This is a genomic window from Actinoplanes sp. GCM10030250, from assembly GCF_042666575.1.
In the GTDB taxonomy this organism is placed as follows: Bacteria; Actinomycetota; Actinomycetes; order Mycobacteriales; family Micromonosporaceae; genus Actinoplanes.
In genome coordinates, this window is sequence record NZ_JBHTDO010000055.1 from 19267 (window position 1) to 35540 (window position 16274).

Annotated in this window: 20 protein-coding genes; 14 read left to right on the forward strand and 6 right to left on the reverse strand. The window is 71.1% G+C overall.

The window, feature by feature from the left end; translation table 11 throughout:
• Window positions 1-2: 2 nt before the first annotated feature.
• Window positions 3-1091 (reverse strand): AAA family ATPase, encoded by a 1089-nt coding sequence (locus ACFQV6_RS41375; RefSeq protein ID WP_378033200.1) that lies wholly within the window; start codon window positions 1089-1091, stop codon window positions 3-5.
• A gap of 62 nt (window positions 1092-1153) precedes the next feature.
• On the opposite strand from ACFQV6_RS41375, the gene ACFQV6_RS41380 reads away from it, so the two are divergent.
• From ACFQV6_RS41380 to ACFQV6_RS41415, 8 genes are all read left to right on the forward strand, one after another.
• Entirely contained in the window at window positions 1154-1912 is a 759-nt protein-coding gene (locus ACFQV6_RS41380; protein WP_378033201.1) for a hypothetical protein, read from the forward strand.
• A 214-nt stretch (window positions 1913-2126) separates the two neighbouring features.
• Window positions 2127-3869, forward strand: a complete 1743-nt coding sequence (locus ACFQV6_RS41385) for a discoidin domain-containing protein (RefSeq protein ID WP_378033202.1) — start codon at window positions 2127-2129, stop codon at window positions 3867-3869.
• A gap of 13 nt (window positions 3870-3882) precedes the next feature.
• A complete protein-coding gene (locus ACFQV6_RS41390; RefSeq protein WP_378033203.1) occupies window positions 3883-4317 on the forward strand; it encodes a hypothetical protein in 435 nt (144 codons plus the stop codon).
• A 29-nt stretch (window positions 4318-4346) separates the two neighbouring features.
• Window positions 4347-4838 carry a GNAT family N-acetyltransferase gene (locus ACFQV6_RS41395; protein ID WP_378033204.1) on the forward strand — a complete coding sequence of 164 codons (492 nt, stop codon included), beginning with the start codon at window positions 4347-4349 and terminating at the stop codon, window positions 4836-4838.
• Window positions 4835-5242: an OsmC family protein gene (locus tag ACFQV6_RS41400; protein WP_378033205.1), complete on the forward strand. Its 408-nt coding sequence runs from the start codon at window positions 4835-4837 to the stop codon at window positions 5240-5242. The genes ACFQV6_RS41395 and ACFQV6_RS41400 overlap by 4 nt, the downstream gene beginning before the upstream one ends.
• 25 nt (window positions 5243-5267) lie before the next feature.
• Complete coding sequence (locus ACFQV6_RS41405) at window positions 5268-5615, forward strand: PadR family transcriptional regulator (RefSeq protein ID WP_378033206.1); 348 nt, start codon at window positions 5268-5270, stop codon at window positions 5613-5615.
• Entirely contained in the window at window positions 5612-7033 is a 1422-nt protein-coding gene (locus ACFQV6_RS41410; protein WP_378033207.1) for a hypothetical protein, read from the forward strand. Before ACFQV6_RS41405 ends, ACFQV6_RS41410 begins: the two co-directional genes overlap by 4 nt.
• Before the next feature lie 809 nt (window positions 7034-7842).
• Entirely contained in the window at window positions 7843-9396 is a 1554-nt protein-coding gene (locus tag ACFQV6_RS41415; RefSeq protein ID WP_378033208.1) for a ricin-type beta-trefoil lectin domain protein, read from the forward strand.
• Window positions 9397-9472: 76 nt separating this feature from the next.
• Here ACFQV6_RS41415 and ACFQV6_RS41420 read toward each other — a convergent pair whose 3' ends face one another.
• From ACFQV6_RS41420 to ACFQV6_RS41435, 4 genes are all read right to left on the reverse strand, one after another.
• Window positions 9473-9643, reverse strand: a complete 171-nt coding sequence (locus ACFQV6_RS41420; RefSeq protein ID WP_378033209.1) for a hypothetical protein — start codon at window positions 9641-9643, stop codon at window positions 9473-9475.
• Between the two features lie 49 nt (window positions 9644-9692).
• Window positions 9693-10613, reverse strand: a complete 921-nt coding sequence (locus ACFQV6_RS41425) for a DUF1648 domain-containing protein (RefSeq protein ID WP_378033210.1) — start codon at window positions 10611-10613, stop codon at window positions 9693-9695.
• A complete protein-coding gene (locus ACFQV6_RS41430) occupies window positions 10610-10963 on the reverse strand; it encodes a GntR family transcriptional regulator (protein ID WP_378033211.1) in 354 nt (117 codons plus the stop codon). The genes ACFQV6_RS41425 and ACFQV6_RS41430 overlap by 4 nt, the downstream gene beginning before the upstream one ends.
• A 74-nt stretch (window positions 10964-11037) precedes the next feature.
• The gene (locus ACFQV6_RS41435) at window positions 11038-11478 is read right to left on the reverse strand and encodes a MarR family winged helix-turn-helix transcriptional regulator (RefSeq protein ID WP_378033212.1); all 441 of its coding nucleotides are present in this window, start codon (window positions 11476-11478) and stop codon (window positions 11038-11040) included.
• 57 nt (window positions 11479-11535) lie between these two features.
• On the opposite strand from ACFQV6_RS41435, the gene ACFQV6_RS41440 reads away from it, so the two are divergent.
• The 5 genes from ACFQV6_RS41440 (at window position 11536) to ACFQV6_RS41460 (ending at window position 14844) form a co-directional block, all read left to right on the forward strand.
• Window positions 11536-12558, forward strand: coding sequence for an LLM class flavin-dependent oxidoreductase (locus ACFQV6_RS41440; protein WP_378033213.1), 1023 nt, complete (start codon window positions 11536-11538; stop codon window positions 12556-12558).
• Window positions 12559-12561: 3 nt separating this feature from the next.
• Entirely contained in the window at window positions 12562-13200 is a 639-nt protein-coding gene (locus tag ACFQV6_RS41445; protein WP_378033214.1) for an NADPH-dependent F420 reductase, read from the forward strand.
• Complete coding sequence (locus ACFQV6_RS41450; protein ID WP_378033215.1) at window positions 13197-13409, forward strand: DNA-binding protein; 213 nt, start codon at window positions 13197-13199, stop codon at window positions 13407-13409. Before ACFQV6_RS41445 ends, ACFQV6_RS41450 begins: the two co-directional genes overlap by 4 nt.
• The gene (locus ACFQV6_RS41455) at window positions 13393-14436 is read left to right on the forward strand and encodes a hypothetical protein (protein ID WP_378033216.1); all 1044 of its coding nucleotides are present in this window, start codon (window positions 13393-13395) and stop codon (window positions 14434-14436) included. The genes ACFQV6_RS41450 and ACFQV6_RS41455 overlap by 17 nt, the downstream gene beginning before the upstream one ends.
• Window positions 14437-14580: 144 nt before the next feature.
• On the forward strand, window positions 14581-14844 hold the full coding sequence (locus ACFQV6_RS41460; protein WP_378033217.1) for a hypothetical protein: 264 nt from the start codon (window positions 14581-14583) through the stop codon (window positions 14842-14844).
• A gap of 21 nt (window positions 14845-14865) precedes the next feature.
• On the opposite strand, the gene ACFQV6_RS41465 is transcribed toward ACFQV6_RS41460, so the two are convergent.
• On the reverse strand, window positions 14866-15462 hold the full coding sequence (locus ACFQV6_RS41465) for a dihydrofolate reductase family protein (protein ID WP_378033218.1): 597 nt from the start codon (window positions 15460-15462) through the stop codon (window positions 14866-14868).
• 73 nt (window positions 15463-15535) lie between these two features.
• Here ACFQV6_RS41465 and ACFQV6_RS41470 point away from each other — a divergent pair, with 73 nt between their 5' ends.
• Entirely contained in the window at window positions 15536-16102 is a 567-nt protein-coding gene (locus ACFQV6_RS41470) for a TetR/AcrR family transcriptional regulator (protein ID WP_378033219.1), read from the forward strand.
• Window positions 16103-16274 lie beyond the last annotated feature (172 nt).

Genomic DNA, 16274 nt, shown 5'->3' on the forward strand with positions numbered 1-16274 from the left:
TGTCAGCCTAGGGTGCGTCTCCGGGCGATCTCGTCGGCGGTTTGCGCCGGGGTCTGCCCGTCGGTGTCGATGCGGAGGTCGCGGAGGTCGCCGAGGGCGCCGCGGGCGCCGAGGGCGGCGCGGTCCAGGGCCGCGGCCTCGGACACCGCTTTCGCGGCGATGGCTTCGAGGTGGGGGAGCGGCTGGTTGCGCAGCGCGTCGCCCGGTTCGGCCCAGGGGCCGCCTTCGCGGCGGAGCATGATGCGCCGGGTGAGCTCGCCGGCGGAGGCTTGCAGGCGGCACACCGTCAAAGACGAGAAGGGCAGGGCTTTCGCGTACGCCTCCCAGCTGTTGATGTTGACCGCCCGCCCGACGATGGTGAGGTGTTCGGCTCCGGCGTCGCGGAAATTGCGCCACAGAGCGGCCAGGATGCCGGCTTTGATCTTGTCGTCCGCCCGGTGGAAGAAGCCCAGCTGGCCGAGGTCGACGTAGGCACCGAGGACGTGCCTGAGGTAGAAGTCGAAGCCGGCCGTGGACTTGCCGACACCGGTCGGGCCGCACACCCAGAGGATCGGCCCGTCGGCCGGGGTACGCCGCTCGGTCTCCTGAGCCGGGCCGGTGCGGTCCATCCATCCCGCAGTGCGGTTCCGCACTTCGGCGACGACCTCGTCAACTGTCAGGCCGGTGGTGTCGACGCTCGGGCCGGCCTGGTCCGCCGGTGCGGTCATCGCGGCGGCGATGAAGGCGGGGTCGGCGCGGCGGGCCACCAGCCTGCGGTGCAGGACCTCCGGATCCGCGCGCAACCCGCACCTGGTCAGCGCGATGTTCGGGAGCGCGGGGGAGTCCCGGCCGGGGTCGGCGCACCCGGAGACGATGACGGCACGGGCACCGGCCGTGCGGAAGCCGGCCACCACGGCGGCGAGGTTGTTCTCGGCGAGCCGGAAACGGCCCGGATCGTTCGCCGGCTCGGGGTAACACATGTTGATCTGGTCGATGTCGACGTAGCCCACCTCGAGGCCCTCGCGGGTGAGCTCTCGGTACAGCGCCCAGGCCACGGTGGTCTTGCCGGCTCCGGGAGCGCCGGACAGCCACAACACCGGCGTCACAGTCATGGGCGGATTGTCCGGGCCGGTGGTGGAGGTGTCGACCGAGTTCCGTTCAGTACGCTCGGCCGGTGAGAGAGCGCAAGATCGACACGCTGGTGGTGCGATGGTACGAGCGCCAGGAAAAGTCGCCCGGCATCGTGCCCCGGTGGCTCGCCGCCGCGGGAGAGCACCTGCCCGAGGCGATGCCGCGACGTTTCGGTGCGACCGAGCCCCTGCGCGGGCGGCTCGACAGGGACGGCGAGGCCGGGTTCCGGGAGCAGCACGCCGCCGCCGACCAGCTGTTCTTCCTGGCCGGGACGCCGCCGGTGCACCACGGGGCGCTGGCCACGACGCGCTCACGCATCTACGGGCCGACAGCTGTGCACTCCCTGCACGCCGAGCTCGAGCCCGATGACGAGCGGGTGCGCCGGTTCGCCCTCGCGCTGACCCACCCGGCCATGGCGTACGTCTCCGCCTCGGTGGCCGGCGGCGAGGTCCTCGACGGCGGCACCCTGTACGGCCCGGCCGAGCGCCCCGCGGAGCCGTACCTCGCCCCGCTCGGTGACTGGCTCGGCCTGCCACCGCAGCCGCCGGTGTGGTGCTGGTTCGGTCCGGCGTACGCCCGGCTCGTGCAGCGCCGGATCAGCGGCACCCCGGTGGCGGGCGGGCTGCTCTACACCGGGGGGCCGTGGGTGGACGAGCGCCTGCACGCCCGGCTGCCGGAGGTTGATCCGGCACGCAAGGCGGCGCCCCGGATGCCCCGTGGCCTGCGGCGCTCCACCCTCCAGCTACTCATGGCCAGGTCGGGAAGCGCTTTCTCGAACGGAGGCTCCACCGGGGGCCGATGATCGAAGCCGTGGCGGCTCCCAGGTTCCGGAACCTAGCCGCAGGTGGAGCGCGTAACCGGCCCTGACCTGCGCAGATGCGGGACCGGTGCCGGAACCGGTTCCGGGGAGGCATTGACACTGCTCGACCGCGGTACCACAGTGTCGGCAAGAGAGCGCTTTCACAGGATGTTCCCCACCTGGAAACGGCTTCGACACATCCGAGGAGTCCCGTCCCATGATTTCTCCTGTTCGAAAACGGCCACACCTAGCCCGTACCCGAAAGATCGCCCTGGCCGCGGGCGTCGCCGGCCTGATGGCCGGTTTCCTCGCGGTGACCACCGGCCCGGCCGCGGCTGCCGAAACCCTGGTCTCGCAGGGCAAAGCGGCCACCGCGTCGTCGAGCGAGATCGCCGGCGCCTACCTCGCCGCCGAGGCAGTCGACGGCAACACCGGCACACGGTGGGCCAGTGCGTTCGGCGCGTCCCAGTGGTTCCAGGTCGACCTCGGTGCCCCGACCGCTGTCAACCGGATCGCGATCAACTGGGAGGCCGCCTACGCCAAGGCGTTCACCGTTCAGTTCTCGTCCGACGGCAGCAACTACAGCCAGGCGTACGCCACCACGACCGGCGGTGGCGGGCAGCAGAGCCTCGCCGTCTCGGGCACCGCGCGCTACGTGCGGATCAACCTGACGCAGCGCGCGCTGGAGGCCTACGGATACTCGTTCTGGGAGTTCCAGGTCTACTCCGGCAGCACGACGCCGACCACGCCGACCACACCGCCGACGTCGCAGCCGCCCGGTACCGCCCGGCTGCTGTCCTACAACAAGCCGGCGCAGGCCTCGACCTGGCAGAACGACGTCAACTGCAACCCGTGCAGCCCGGACAAGGCGTTCGACAACGACCCGGCCAGCCGGTGGGCGACCAGCTCGACGAACGGCTGGGTGGACCCGGGCTGGATCTCGGTCGACCTGGGCGCCACCGCCCAGATCAGCCAGGTCGTGCTGCAGTGGGACCCGGCCTACGCCCGGGCATACCAGATCCAGGTGTCCGGCGACGGCACCAACTGGAGCAGCATCTACTCGACCACGACCGGTGACGGCCTGAAGGACGTCATCAACGCCACCGGGACCGGTCGCTACGTGCGGATGTACGGCACCGCCCGCAGCAGCGCCTACGGATACTCACTGTGGGAGTTCAGCGTCTACGGCACCGGCGGCAACCCCGGCACCCCGCCCGCCAAGCCCGCCGACCCGAGTTTCCCGGCAACCCGCCTGGTCTTCTCGGACGAGTTCAACGGTGGCGCCGGCACCAAGCCGGACGGCTCGAAGTGGACCATGGACCCGGGCGTGCCGCAGAACGGCGAGGTGCAGTACTACACGCCGAACAGCGAGAACGCCTCCATGAACGGTTCCGGTCAGCTGGTCATCGAGGCGCGGCGGCAGGACTACCAGGGCCGGCAGTACACCTCGCACCGGATGAACACCAGCAACAAGTTCAGCGTCCAGTACGGCCGGATCGAGGCACGGGTCAAGGTGCCGAAGGGCAACGGGCTCTGGCCGGCCTTCTGGCTGATGGGCGACGACTTCCTCACCGGGCGCCCCTGGCCCTACAACGGCGAGATCGACATCATGGAGGTCCTCGGGCGTAACACCAGCGAGGCTTACTCGACGCTGCACGCGCCGGCCTACAACGCCGGCGGAGGGTACGGCCAGAAGTACGCCACCGCCGACCTGTCCCAGGACTTCCACGTGTGGGCCGCCGAATGGGACAGCAAGGGCATCCGCTTCTTCCTGGACGGCCGCCTGGTCTTCGACGCCAACAAGGAGACCGTGGAGAACACCCGCGGCCCGTGGATCTTCGACCACAAGTTCTACCTGATCCTCAACCTGGCCGTCGGTGGGGACTTCCCCGGCCCGATCGACGCCACCACCCCGTTCCCGAGCCAGATGCTGGTGGATTACGTCCGCGTCTACCAGTGACTATCCTTCTGCGGTGAGCAAGTCTGTTGCCGTCCAGTGCGGTGATCGATGGTTCTGGGCCTACGACGTCAGCTTGGCGATCCTCCTTCTGGAGGCCGCCGGCGTCGCGGGCCCAGAGCCGCGCGCGATGGAGACCTTCGCCGGGCCGATCGCGCTGGGTGCCAACTCGCTCCTCGATCTGACCGGCAACGGGTACGCCCTGGGGCTGATCGAAGAGGCCGGACGGCGGCTGCGGGCCCGCGGCGTGTTCAGCCGGGCCGAGGCCAACGAGCGGTACGTGTTCGAGGGCGAGCCGTACGAACTGCGGCACGAACAGCACATCGACGGGGCGGTGCTCGCCGACCTCGCCGAGGCGATCGGGCAGTTGGTGCGCGACGAGCTACCGCCGCCGCCGGACGCCGATCGTCACTGGTTCTTCGGCGTCGAGGGCGGTCCGCGTACCCTCTGATCGGTTCTTTTGTTCGTAGCATTGTCCGCATGCTGATCCGGGACGCTACACCTGAGGACTGGCCGCGGATCTGGCCCTTCTGGCAGCTGATCGTCAGTGCCGGAGACACCTATGCCTGGGATCCGGGCACCGGTGAGCAGGCCGCGCGGGGGCTGTGGATGGGGCCCGCGGCGCGGGTGTTCGTGGTCGAGGATGGGCCGGACGTGGTGGCCTCGGCCTATGTGAAGCCCAACTACGGTGGTCCGGCGGCCTCGGTCGCCAACGCGGGATTCATGGTCGATCCCGGTCATGCGGGGCGGGGGATCGGGCGACGCCTGGCCGAGCACGTGCTCCGGGAGGCGGCGGGTGACGGATACCGCGCGATGGTCTTCAACGCTGTTGTCGCCACGAATCCGGCCTTGAAACTTTGGTTGTCGCTCGGGTTCGATGTCGTGGGCACGATTCCCGACGCGTTCGAGCATCCCGTGCACGGGCCGGTCGGGCTGCACGTCATGCATCGCAAGCTGGGGGGCGCTGAATGAGCCGGTTCGAGGTGGTGGCCGGTGCCGGGTCGCTGCGGTCGCGGGAGGCGGGTGTGACGCGGTTCCCGCATCGGTGGACGGAGGAGGGCGTCACGGTCGAGGCGGAGTTCACCGGGGCGCATCTGCTGCATCTGTCGGTGGCGGGGTGCGTGCTCAACGACGTCTACCGTGAGGCGCAAGATCTTGGGATCAAGATCGATGGGGTACGGGTGTCGGCCGGCGGCGGCTTCGATTCCCGGACGTGGGCGTCGGACGGTGTCACCTATGAGGTGGAGGTGAGCTCGCCGGCACCGGGGCCGGACGTGGCGGCACTGCTGCGGCGGGTGGACGAGGTCGCCGAGATTCCCCGCGCGATCCGGGCCGGCGCCTCCGTGGACCGGTCCGGGAATGGGGTGGACGGATAGTCAGATCATCTTTATATTGTCTAGCATGGCCGCATCGATGCGCGAACCGACGTTCTGGATCCTGACTGCCCTGGCGCCCGAGCCGCGGCACGGATATGGGGTGATCCAGGAGGTCGTCCGCCTCTCCGACGGGCGGATCCGCCTGCAGGCCGGCACGCTCTACGCGGCCCTCGACCGCCTCTCCGCCCTCGGCCAGGTCGAGCCCGACCGCGAGGAGATCGTCGACGGGCGCCCTCGCCGCTACTACCGGCTGACCACCGACGGCGCCTTCGCGCTGAAGGAGGAGACCGACCGGCTGCGCGCCAGCGTCGAGGCCGCGACCTCGCAGCTGGCGGCCCGCCGCCGGTTCGGCCTGGGTCCGGTGTCGTCGTGAGCGATCCGCTGGCCCGGCGCTATGCACGCTGGCTGCGTTTCTACCCACCGGGTGCCCGCCGCGCCGAGATGCTGGGCACGCTGCTGGAGTGCTCGCCGCCGGGCCGCACAAGACCCACCCTCAAGGAAAAGATCAACCTCTCCGCGTACGGGCTACGCGCTCGCCTCGGCCGCCCGGCCAGCACATCCATCGTGGTCCTGGCAACGTTCGTGGCGCTCGCCGCCGGGCTGTTCGGAGCCGCCGGCGCCGCCCGGGCCGGCTGGGAAATGGCACCGGCGCTCCCGTCCGGTGCCGAGTCGGAGGCGCTCGGATCAACCGTCTTCCCCGGTCTGCACGTCTGGGGCGGCGGTGACGCCGAGACCTTCGTGCCCTCGGGCGACCTCGAGAGCACTGTCTACGGTTTCGCCGACTATTGGGTGAAGAACACGCCGGAGACCCGTAACGTGCGCTCCTACGCCACTGCCGCCCGGGACCGGCTGGCCGCTGCCGGGTGGGACATTCGCACCGAGATCGAGCTCGACGTGGACCTGGCCGGTGATCCACCCACCTCGTCCGCCCATTTCGTGGCGACCCGCGACGGGCTGGTGCTCTCCTACGACGGCGTCTACTGGCAGAACCGCGCCTGGTACGACGCGGACGGCGGCACCGGCTTCGAACTGTCGCGCTCGGCCACCGGCTGGATGACCGGGCTGACCGTCGCCGGCGGCCTGCTCGCCGCCCTGACCGGCTGGCTCCTGACCGGCTGGGCCAGCCGCCGCACCGAGGACCATCCGTTCCGCGCGATCCCCGCCGCCGCCCTGGCTTGGACGTCGGTGGTGGTGTCCCTGCTGCTCGCCCTGCTCGGCGGCCTCTGGTCGTGGCAACCCGACCGTCCCGGCGACGAGCCCATCTGGCACGCGCTGCGAATCCTCAGCGGCGAGTCGGGCCTGTGGGTGCTGGCCCTCGGGCTCGGCGGTCTGGCGATAGCCGCCTGGCCGACGGGCCTGCGAGCCCTGATCCCCGCCGCCCTCGCCCTGATCGTGGCCGGTGCGGCAGCCGGTTGGCCGGCCACCTCCGCGATCGCCACCTGCACACCGTCGGGCCCGCCCGCCAACCCGCCGCCCGCCGAGGTGGCGCACAGCCGGATCGCCCGCGTCTTCGTGGCACAGAACGCCACCGACGAGCAGCGCAACCTGGCCGAGGCAGCGATCGGCCGGGTGTGGGGCACCCGTTCCTACTCCTTCCACTACGACCCGACCGACCCGGAATACCGCTACGCCTACTGCGAAGGCGCTCGCCTCTCCGGCCAGTCCGGGATGACCATGCCGTACTTCTGGGAGATCGACATGTCGAGCCCCGGCGTCTTCCCCGCCCTTGCCGCCGAGGTCGGACACGCACCCGGCATCGTCGCCGTCCGCCACGCCCTGCCCTACCGATAACGAACCGTCCTTGCGCGCTGGTTTGCTCGTGCGCTGGTTTGCGCGTGCGCCGGTCCCGCGCGTGCGCTGGTTTGCGTGCGCGCTGGTTTGCGTGCGCGCCGGTTTGCGCGTGCGCCGGTCCCGCGCGTGCGCCGGTCCGCTCGCGCGCGGGCCGACCTCGGACCCAACCTGCCCGTGTGAACCTCTCGCTTGCCCAGCACCTCTCGCCGCCTGCCCTGCACTCGCTGGCGTATCGCCCGGCCCGGGAAGGTGCTCAATCTGGTGCGCTCGACGGGGCCGAGCGGTGCGGGCGCCGGGCGCCGGGCGGTGCGGCGCGGCGGTGCGGCGCGGCGGCGGGCGGCTCGGCAGTGCGGCGCCGGCCCGCCCGGCCCGGCGCGGCGGCGGGCGGCGCGGCGGTGCGGGCGGCGGGCTGTGGGCGCCGGGCGGCGCGGTGCGTTGCGGGCGGCGCGGCGGCGCGGTGCGTTGCGGGCGGCGCGGCGGTGCGGTGCGTTGCGTTGCGGGCGGCGCGGCGGCGCGGTGCGGGCGGCGCGGTGCGGTGCGGGCGGCGCGGCGGCGCGGTGCGGTGCGGTGCGGGCGGCGCGGCGGCGGGCGGCGCGGCGGTGCGGTGCGGTGCGGCGGGCGGTGCGGCGGTATGCGCGCGCGGCGGCGGGCGGGCGGTGTGGGTGGGGCTTGGAGAATGAATTCATGAAGTTTCTTGACAGTTGTTACGACATCGACAACGCTGACTGTGAGAGCGCTCTCTTCCCCATCACTCCGGTCAGCACGTGCCGACGCGGTTCGCTGTGTCGTGCGTGCGGAGAAGGACGCTCATGCCACGCCCGTTCCTTCGTGCGGTACTCACCGGTGCGGTAGTACTCGCCGCCATCGGTGCCTCTCCGTCGACGAGCTTTGCCCGTACCCCCGCAGTGCCTCCGGCCGACCAGGCCGGCGCGGCGGCACCTGCCCTGAGCCCCGGCATGGTCGCCGCCCTCAAGCGTGACCTGCGGCTGGAAGACGCCGAGATCGCCGACCGGCTCACCACCGAGGCCGCGGCGCCCGTTGTCGAGAAGCGGCTGCGGCAGCGACTCGGCAGCGGGTTCGGTGGTGCCTGGATCCCGTCCGGCGCCTCCCGCCTGACCGTCGCGGTCACCGATGCCGCCGACGCGGCGACCGTGCGCGAGGAGGGCGCGGTGCCGAAGATCGTGAAGCGGTCGGAGAGCTCGCTCGCCGCGGCACGCGCCAAACTGGACCGTAACAGCGCGCGGGCGGCCAAGAGTATCCGCAGCTGGCGGGTCGACCCGGCGAGCAACAGCGTCGTGATCGTCACGGCGCCGGGTGCCGAGGCGGCGGCCAAGAAGTTCGCCGAGAGCAGCGGGGCCGGGGCGGTGACCGTCGAGACGGCTGCCGAGGCGCCGCGGCCGATGTACGACACCCGGGGCGGCGACCAGTTCGTGATCAACGGCAACACGCTGTGCTCGGTCGGGTTCGCGGTCGCCGGCGGATTCGTGACCGCCGGTCACTGCGGTGGCACCGGCAGCCCGACGCTGGGCTTCAACAACCAGGCACAGGGTACGTTCGCCGGCTCCTCGTTCCCCGGAAACGACTACGCCTGGGTGCGCACCAACGGCAACTGGGTCTCGCAGCCGTGGGTGAACAACTACTCCGGCGGCAACGTGCTCGTCGCCGGCTCGCAGGAGGCCGCGATCGGCAGCTCGATCTGCCGGTCCGGGCGTACGACGGGGTGGCGCTGCGGCACCCTGCTCGGCAAGAACGAGACGATCAACTACGCGCAGGGTTCGGTGTCCGGGCTGAGCCGCAGCAACGCGTGCGCCCAGCCGGGTGACTCGGGCGGCTCCTGGATCTCCGGGAACCAGGCGCAGGGTGTCACTTCGGGAGGATCGGGCAACTGTACGACCGGCGGCACCATGTGGTTCCAGCCGGTCAACGAGATCCTCTCGGTGTACGGGCTCTCGCTCACCACGACCGGCGGCGGCAGTGGTGGCGGTGCGGCGATGATCAGCAACTGGAACAACAAGTGCCTGGACGTGCCGAACGGCAACTTCTCCGACGGTGTCCTGGTGCAGATGTGGACGTGCAACAACTCCGCGGCGCAGAAGTGGGAGGCGGTCGGCGGCGCCCTGCGTACCGGCAACAACAAATGCCTCGACGTGCCGTGGGGGTCCACCGCGAGCGGCGTGATCCTGCAGATCGTCACGTGCAGCGGCAACCCGGCACAGCAGTGGGTGCTCAGCGCGGCCGGTGACCTGGTGAACCCGCAGGCCAACAAGTGCGTGGACATCAAGGAGTGGAACGGCAACGACGGCGCCCAGCTCCAGCTGTGGGACTGCGCGGGAACGCTCAACCAGAAGTGGCGCCGCGGGTAGGCGTCACACGAGGAGGCGCCGCCGGTCGCGAGGGCGAGCGGCGGCGCCTCGGAGCAGGTGTCGCACAGAGGCGCAATCAGCGACGCACCACATGCTGGGAACTGGCCGCGGGGTGCCGTGACAAGAGCCGGACATCGCCGGGTGCGGAGTCCGCCTCGTCCGCGGGCTGCCGCTCGCTGGTGAAGGCCTCGGCCAGCTTGTCGCCGTGGATCTTCTTGGGTTCCGCGGTTTCGTGTCGTTCTGCCATCAGTTCATCGTCGTCCAGGTGCCGGCGATGCGGCGGTGAATCGGTGAAGCTAGCTGTCCGCGCGCATCTGCAAGGCCGTGAGCAAGGCGGCAGGTGTTTCGGGGTGGTCGAGCGTGACCGCGAAACTGCGGCCGTCGCGCTGGTGGACGACCAGGCCCGGTCCGCTGCGCAGCACCAGCGCGGAACGGCCCGAGACGGTGATCCGGTAGCCCCAGCCGCCCCACTCGACCGGGTTGATCTGTTCGGCGCCGGCGCTGGCGATTTCGGCCAGGGGGATGTGCTTGATCGTGACGCCGAGCAGTCCGGCGACCACCCGCAGGCCGCGCCGGTCGACGGTCACCCGGATCCGGCCGAAGGTCAGGGCGGCGAGAGCCGGCACGATCAGAATCAGCCACATGCTCGGGTCGATGGTCAGCGCCAGGACGGCGGCCACAGCCGCGGTGACGGCCATCGCGATGGTGATCACGGGAGCGCGCAGGGTGGTGCTGTAGGCGGCGCGCTCGGTGGGACCCAGATCGAGAGGGTCGACGGCGGCAGTGACCGGCGGAATCGTGTGGGGCAACCTGCCTGCCGTGGCCCAGATGACGGCTCCCCAGGCCATGCCGAGCACGAAGTACAGAAAGTGCCAGCCGAGGCGGGCATCGATGGGGTCGGCCAGGGTGGTCGTCGCGGTGGAGACCCAGATCCCGGCGGTCGCGCCGGTGACCGCACCGGACGCGACAACGAGGAAATGGGCGGGCGCCGGCTTGGCCAGGATCACCGCGCCGGTGGCCAGGCCGGCCGCCGCGATCCCGATGATCAGCATCGTGACCCAGAACCCGGTGGTGTTGCTGAACTGGTCCGCCGCGCCGGTGCCGTTCCAGTGGGTGGCGATCCGGTCCGGCAGCTGCCCGGACCACGTCGGCCAGGTGCCCGCCGTGATCGCCACCGGCACCCACACCAGCCCGGCCGCTACGTGCAGTCTTCTCATGGCTGCGCCTCCTTGATCATCGCGAGCATCTCCGTCTCTGCCAGGCCTTGCCGCCGCGCCTCCCGCACGAACTGGCGGGCCAGCTCGGCAAGCTGCAACCGGGTGGCGTCGGCGTCACCCCGCACCACCGCGCCGCGACCTCGGCGGAGCTCGATCAGCTCCTCGTCACGCAGCCGGCCGTAGGCCCGCAGCACGGTGTGCAGGTTGACATCGAGCACCTCGGCCAGCTCCCGGGCGGACGGAAGCCGCTCACCCGGTGCCAGGTCCCCGCGCATCACGCCGCCACGCACCTGCGCGGCGATCTGATCGGCAAGCGGCTCGGCCGCCGCCACGTCCACCCGGAACAACATGTTTGCATTCTACTATAACAACTAGATGCGTAGGAGGCGGCCCTCGGCGGCGTCGGTTCCGCGCGGTGACCTCGTCAGGCGAGCCCGTCGTGATCTCTGGCCGAGGCGCCCAGTGCCCTGGTGATCTCCGCGAGCGAGGTGAGCTGCTCCGGGCTGAGTGCGTCGACGAACAGTTCCCGTACGGCCGTGAGGTGCGGAACCGTCGCGCCGTGGAACGCCTCGGCCCCCGGCGAAGCCAGCTCGACCTCGGTGTCGCGGCTGATCAGGCCGCGCCGTTCCATCCGGCCCAGGTGGTGTGACAGCCGGCTGCGTTCCCAGCCGATGGTGGCGGCCAACTCGGAGGAGCGCAGCCGGTTCCGTGGCGCCTCGGACAGGGCGAGCAGCACGGCGTAGTCGCCGGGGGAGAGGCCGGAGTCGGCGAGCAGGCGCGCGGCGAGCCGGTTGCGCAGGGCCTCCGTGGTCTCGATGAACTCCCGCCAGATCCCCAGTTGATCTCGCGTCGGAAGCTTGGGCATAACCGGGCCCCTCTCGCAGTTGACATGTCAACAGTAGCCGCGACGGAGGGAACGACAATGATTTTGGGCCTCGACACCTTCGGTGACGTACCGGTGGACGACACCGGTGCGCCCGTCTCGCACGCCGCCGCGATCCGGCAGGTCGTCGACGAGGCCGTGCTCGCCGACGAGCTGGGCGTCGACGCGATCGCACTGGGCGAGCACCACCGCCCCGAGTACTCGATCTCCACCCCGGAGACGGTCCTCGCCGGCATCGCCACCCGTACGTCCCACATCAAACTGGCCTCCGGCGTCACCGTGCTCAGCTCCGACGACCCGGTACGGGTGTTCCAGCGCTTCGCCACGGTCGACGCCCTCTCCAACGGCCGCGCGGAGGTGATCCTCGGCCGGGGGTCGTTCACCGAGTCGTTTCCGCTGTTCGGGTACGACCTGGCCGACTACGACGTGCTGTTCGAGGAGAAGCTCGACCTGTTCGTGAAGCTCCTGGACGAGAAGCCGGTCACCTGGTCCGGCACCACGCGCGCCGCCCTGGAGGACGCCGACGTCTTCCCCAAGACCGAGGGGCGCCTGACGACCTGGGTCGGCGTCGGCGGGTCACCGCAGTCGGTGGTCCGCACCGCACGCCACGGGTTGCCGCTGATGCTGGCGATCATCGGCGGGCAGCCGGAACGGTTCGCGCCCTACATCGACCTCTACCGCCGGGCCGCCGAGCAGCTGGGCACCGTCGCCCACCCGGTCGGCATGCACTCGCCCGGCTTCGTGGCCGACACCGACGCGGAGGCCAAGGAGCTGTTCTACCCGGCGTACAAGGTCATCCGCGACCGGATCGGCGCCCTCCGCGGCTGGCCGCCGCTGCGCCGCGCCGAGTTCGACGCCGAGGCCGAGCACGGCTCTCTCTACATCGGATCCCCGGAGACCGTCGCCCGCAAGATCGCCGGTGCGGCCGGGAAGCTCGACGTGGGCCGGTTCGACCTGATCTACACCGCCGGGCCGCAGAACGCGAGCGCCCGGATGCGCGCCGTCGAGCTCTTCGGCGCCAAGGTGATCCCCATGGTCCGCGACATGATCTCGGAGGCCTGACCGATGCAGACCATCGGCATCCTCGGTGCCGGCAAGCTCGGCACCGTCGTCGCCCGGCTGGCCGTCGCGGCCGGTTACCGCGTCCTGGTGGCCGGGTCCGGTGACCCGGCCCGGATCTCCCTGATCGTCGAGGTGGTGACGCCGGGCGCCACCGCGGTGACCGCGGCCGAGGCCGCCGCGAAGTCCGACATCGTCATCCTGGCGTTGCCGCTCGGCAAGTACCGCACCCTGCCGGTGGCCGAGTTGCGCGGAAAGCTGGTGCTGGACGCGATGAACTACTGGTGGGAGGTCGACGGCATCCGCGACGACCTGCGGTCGTCGAGTGCGCAGGTCCAGGCGTTCCTCCCGGAGTCGCGGGTGGTCAAGGCCCTCAACCACATGGGCTATCACGATCTTGACGCCGGGCCGCGTCCCGCCGGCGCGCCGGACCGCAAGGCGATAGCGATCGCGGGCGACGATCCGGTCGCGGTGCGGGAGGCCGCCGCGGTGGTCGACACGCTGGGCTTCGATCCGGTCGCGGTGGGCGGTCTCGCCGACGGCGTGCGGCTGGAGCCTGGCACACCGATCTTCGGGGCCGTTCTTTCTCAAGAGCAGATGCAGGGGTACGCCCAGAGCTCACCCCCTCGTATCGTGCCCTCATGAGCACACGTGACCTACCCGCGCAGATCGGTGACCTGCCATCCATCGGCCGGCCCGCCACCGGGGCGCTGATGTCGGCCGGCATCACGACGCTGGCGCAGGTGGCCGCTCACCGCCGCGCCGATCTGCTCGCCATGCACGGAGTCGGGCCGAAAGCGATCAGAATCCTGGACGCGGCGCTCGAGGAGCGGGGTCTTGGCTTCGCCGGCTGACGGTCTCCACGACCCTCTTCCCGTCACCCCGGGCCGGCCGGGATCCGACTTCGCGGTCGACCCCTATCCGGGTACGCGCCCGGCCGGCTCGTGGGTGATGGACCGGGCGGAGCGCTGCTGGCCCGTCGTTCCGGACGAGGGCATGCCGAGCGGCTGGGCGGTCGTCTCCTCGCCGGTCGTCTCCTCGCCGGTCGTCTCCTCGCCGGTCGGCCGGCAGCCGAAGGGCCGGCAGTCGGAGGGCCGGCAGTCGGAGGGCCGGCAGTCGGAGGGCCGGCAGCCGGAGGGCCGGCAGCCGGAGGGCCGGCAGCCGGAGGGCCGGCAGTGTCTCGACGCCTGGCTGGCGGGGCAGGGCGCCTCGCGTGTCGCCGACCGGGTCCCGTTGCTGAGCTACGGCTCGAACGCCTGTCCCGGCAAGGTCATCATGAACGGCACGCCCCTGCCGGTGGTCAACCTGGCCTGCGAGATGGCGGGACTCGCGTCGGTCTGGTGCACCGGACTCACCCGAGCCGGGCGGCTCCCGGCGACGCTTGCCGCCGTACCGGAACACAGCGAGACCGCCGTCGTCACCCTGGCCGATGCGGCCGAACTCGCCCGGCTCGACGTCGTCGAGGGCCGCACCACCGGCTGGTACGCCCTCCAGATCCTGCACACCGGCCGGGTCACCCTGGAGAACGGGGCCAGGGTGCCGCGGCCCGCGGCCTATGTCGGTGCGCGCCCGGAGCGTCATCCCGCTCTCGTCGACGGCCGTTTCGCCCTGCGTGCCGCGACTCCGGTGCTGGTTCCCGCGGGTGCCGGCGTCCCTGCACCGGTTCCCGCGGGCGCCGGCACCGGCGCGCCGGGGCGCGGCGCGCCGGTGGCCGTGCCAGGACCGCATCCGCAGCCGATCGGCGATGACGTGGAACCCGGTACCTATCCGGATCCGGGGGATTGGCGTGGGTTTACGCCGCCGGGATCGGCACCCCGAGCGCGGCCCGGCGCTCATGTTTCAGCCGCGCCCGACTCGCCCCCGATCGAGGCCCGACGCTGAGAGTTTCCGTTCCGCCGGACTCGCCCTGATCGGCGCCTGGCGCTGACTTGTCATGAAAGTGTCACCGCCTTTTCGATCAGAAGTTGCGCGGAGGGGGTAAACGTGGTGGGCGGAGATATCGCGAGAACGGGCGGTGAGTTCGGATTGGCAACCAAGGACACACGTCGGCAGTTCGATGAGATCGTCGGCCGGCTGGCCGCCGAGGACCCTGCGATCTTCACCCGGCCCGGTCGCCGCCTGCCCCGGCGAGGGGTCCTCGTGGCCCTCGCGATCGCGGGCGCGGTGCTCTGGGGCGCGCTGTCGGTGCTGATGGTGGTGTGGGGAGCCGTCGGCGTCCTCATCACCTGCTTCATCGTGGCCGTCGCGATCAGCGTGGCGATCGTGCTGAGCCGGCCCGATCGTCCTTGAGGCCGGCTGCTCGGCGGCTCCTCAGGCAGCCGGGCGGGCAGCTTCTCCAGCGGCTCGGTAACGCAGCACGATCACGCCGCTGTCCAGTGGGGTCGCGCTGGTCAGCGTGAAGCTGTGCGGGTCGAAGCCGCGTGCTGCCAGCGGGATGCCGCCGCCGGCGATCACCGGGTTCAGCTTGATGACCAGCTCGTCGATCTCCGGCAGCAGCTGACCGGCGAGGTTGCCACCGCCGGCGAGCCAGATGTCCATGCCCGGTTCCTGCTTGAGCTTCCCGGCGAAGGTCACCGGGTCCTCGGCGACGACCTGCACCGCCGGGTCGGGTGAGCCGGTCATCGTGCGGGAGAAGACGATTTGCCGCAGATGCGCGTACGGGCTGGACACGCCCTCCCGCAACGCCGGCTCGTAGGTGTTGCGTCCCATCAGGACGGTGTCGAACACGCGGTTCGGTGGGTCACCCATCCCGAGAAGTCCGCGCGCAGGCGTGGGAATGGTCTCCGGATATTCCTCGATCATGAACGTGGTCACGTCCTCGCGGACCGGAAGAAAGTCCCACGATCCGTCCGGTGCCGCGATGTAGCCGTCGATCGTGGCAGCGACGAAATAGCCGAGTTTTCGCATGAGGTCTCCCAACCACTATGACTGTCGTGGTTCACCGTACAACAGCTGTAGTGGTTCCTGCTACCGTGTTCGCATGGCACGCAACCTCGACCGGCGACGGGCGCTCACCGACGCCGGACTGCGGGTCCTCGCGGAGAGCGGCGCCCGGGGCCTCACCCACCGCGCCGTCGACACCGAGGCCGGGGTGCCGCTCGGCACCGCCTCCAACTACTTCCGGTCCCGCGATGCCCTGCTCGGTGCCCTCGGCGAGCGGATCATGGAACGGTTCGCACCCGATCCGGACGTCGTCGCCGAGCTGGCCGCTCGCGAGCCCGGACGTGAGCTGTTCGTCGACTACCTGCAGTACATCGTCGAGCGCACCACCCGGCAGCCCGACCTGACCCGCGCCCTGATCGAGCTACGCCTCGAATCCGCCCGCCGCCCCGGCCTCGCCGCGATCCTCGGCGAAACCCTGCGCCGCGGCTACCTCGACGACGTCGCCTTCCACGCCACCACCGGCCTCGCCGGCGGCGCCTTCGAGATCGCCCTCCTCCACTACGCCGTCGACGGCCTCCTCCTCGACCTCCTCACCACCTCCATCGGCGCCGACACCACCCCGGCTGCCGTCGTAACCGCCTTCGTGGACCGCCTCGTCCGCTGACTCTCCCCACCTGGCCCCGCCCGGCGGTGGTCAGGCGGGCGGGGCTGGTCGTGGGTGCTGCCTCAGCGCTCGCCAGACGGCACTGCCGGCCAGCCGGTCGTGGGTGCTGCCTCAGCGCTCGCCAGACGGCACTGCCGGCCAGCCGGTCGTGGGTGCTGCCTCAGCGCTCGCC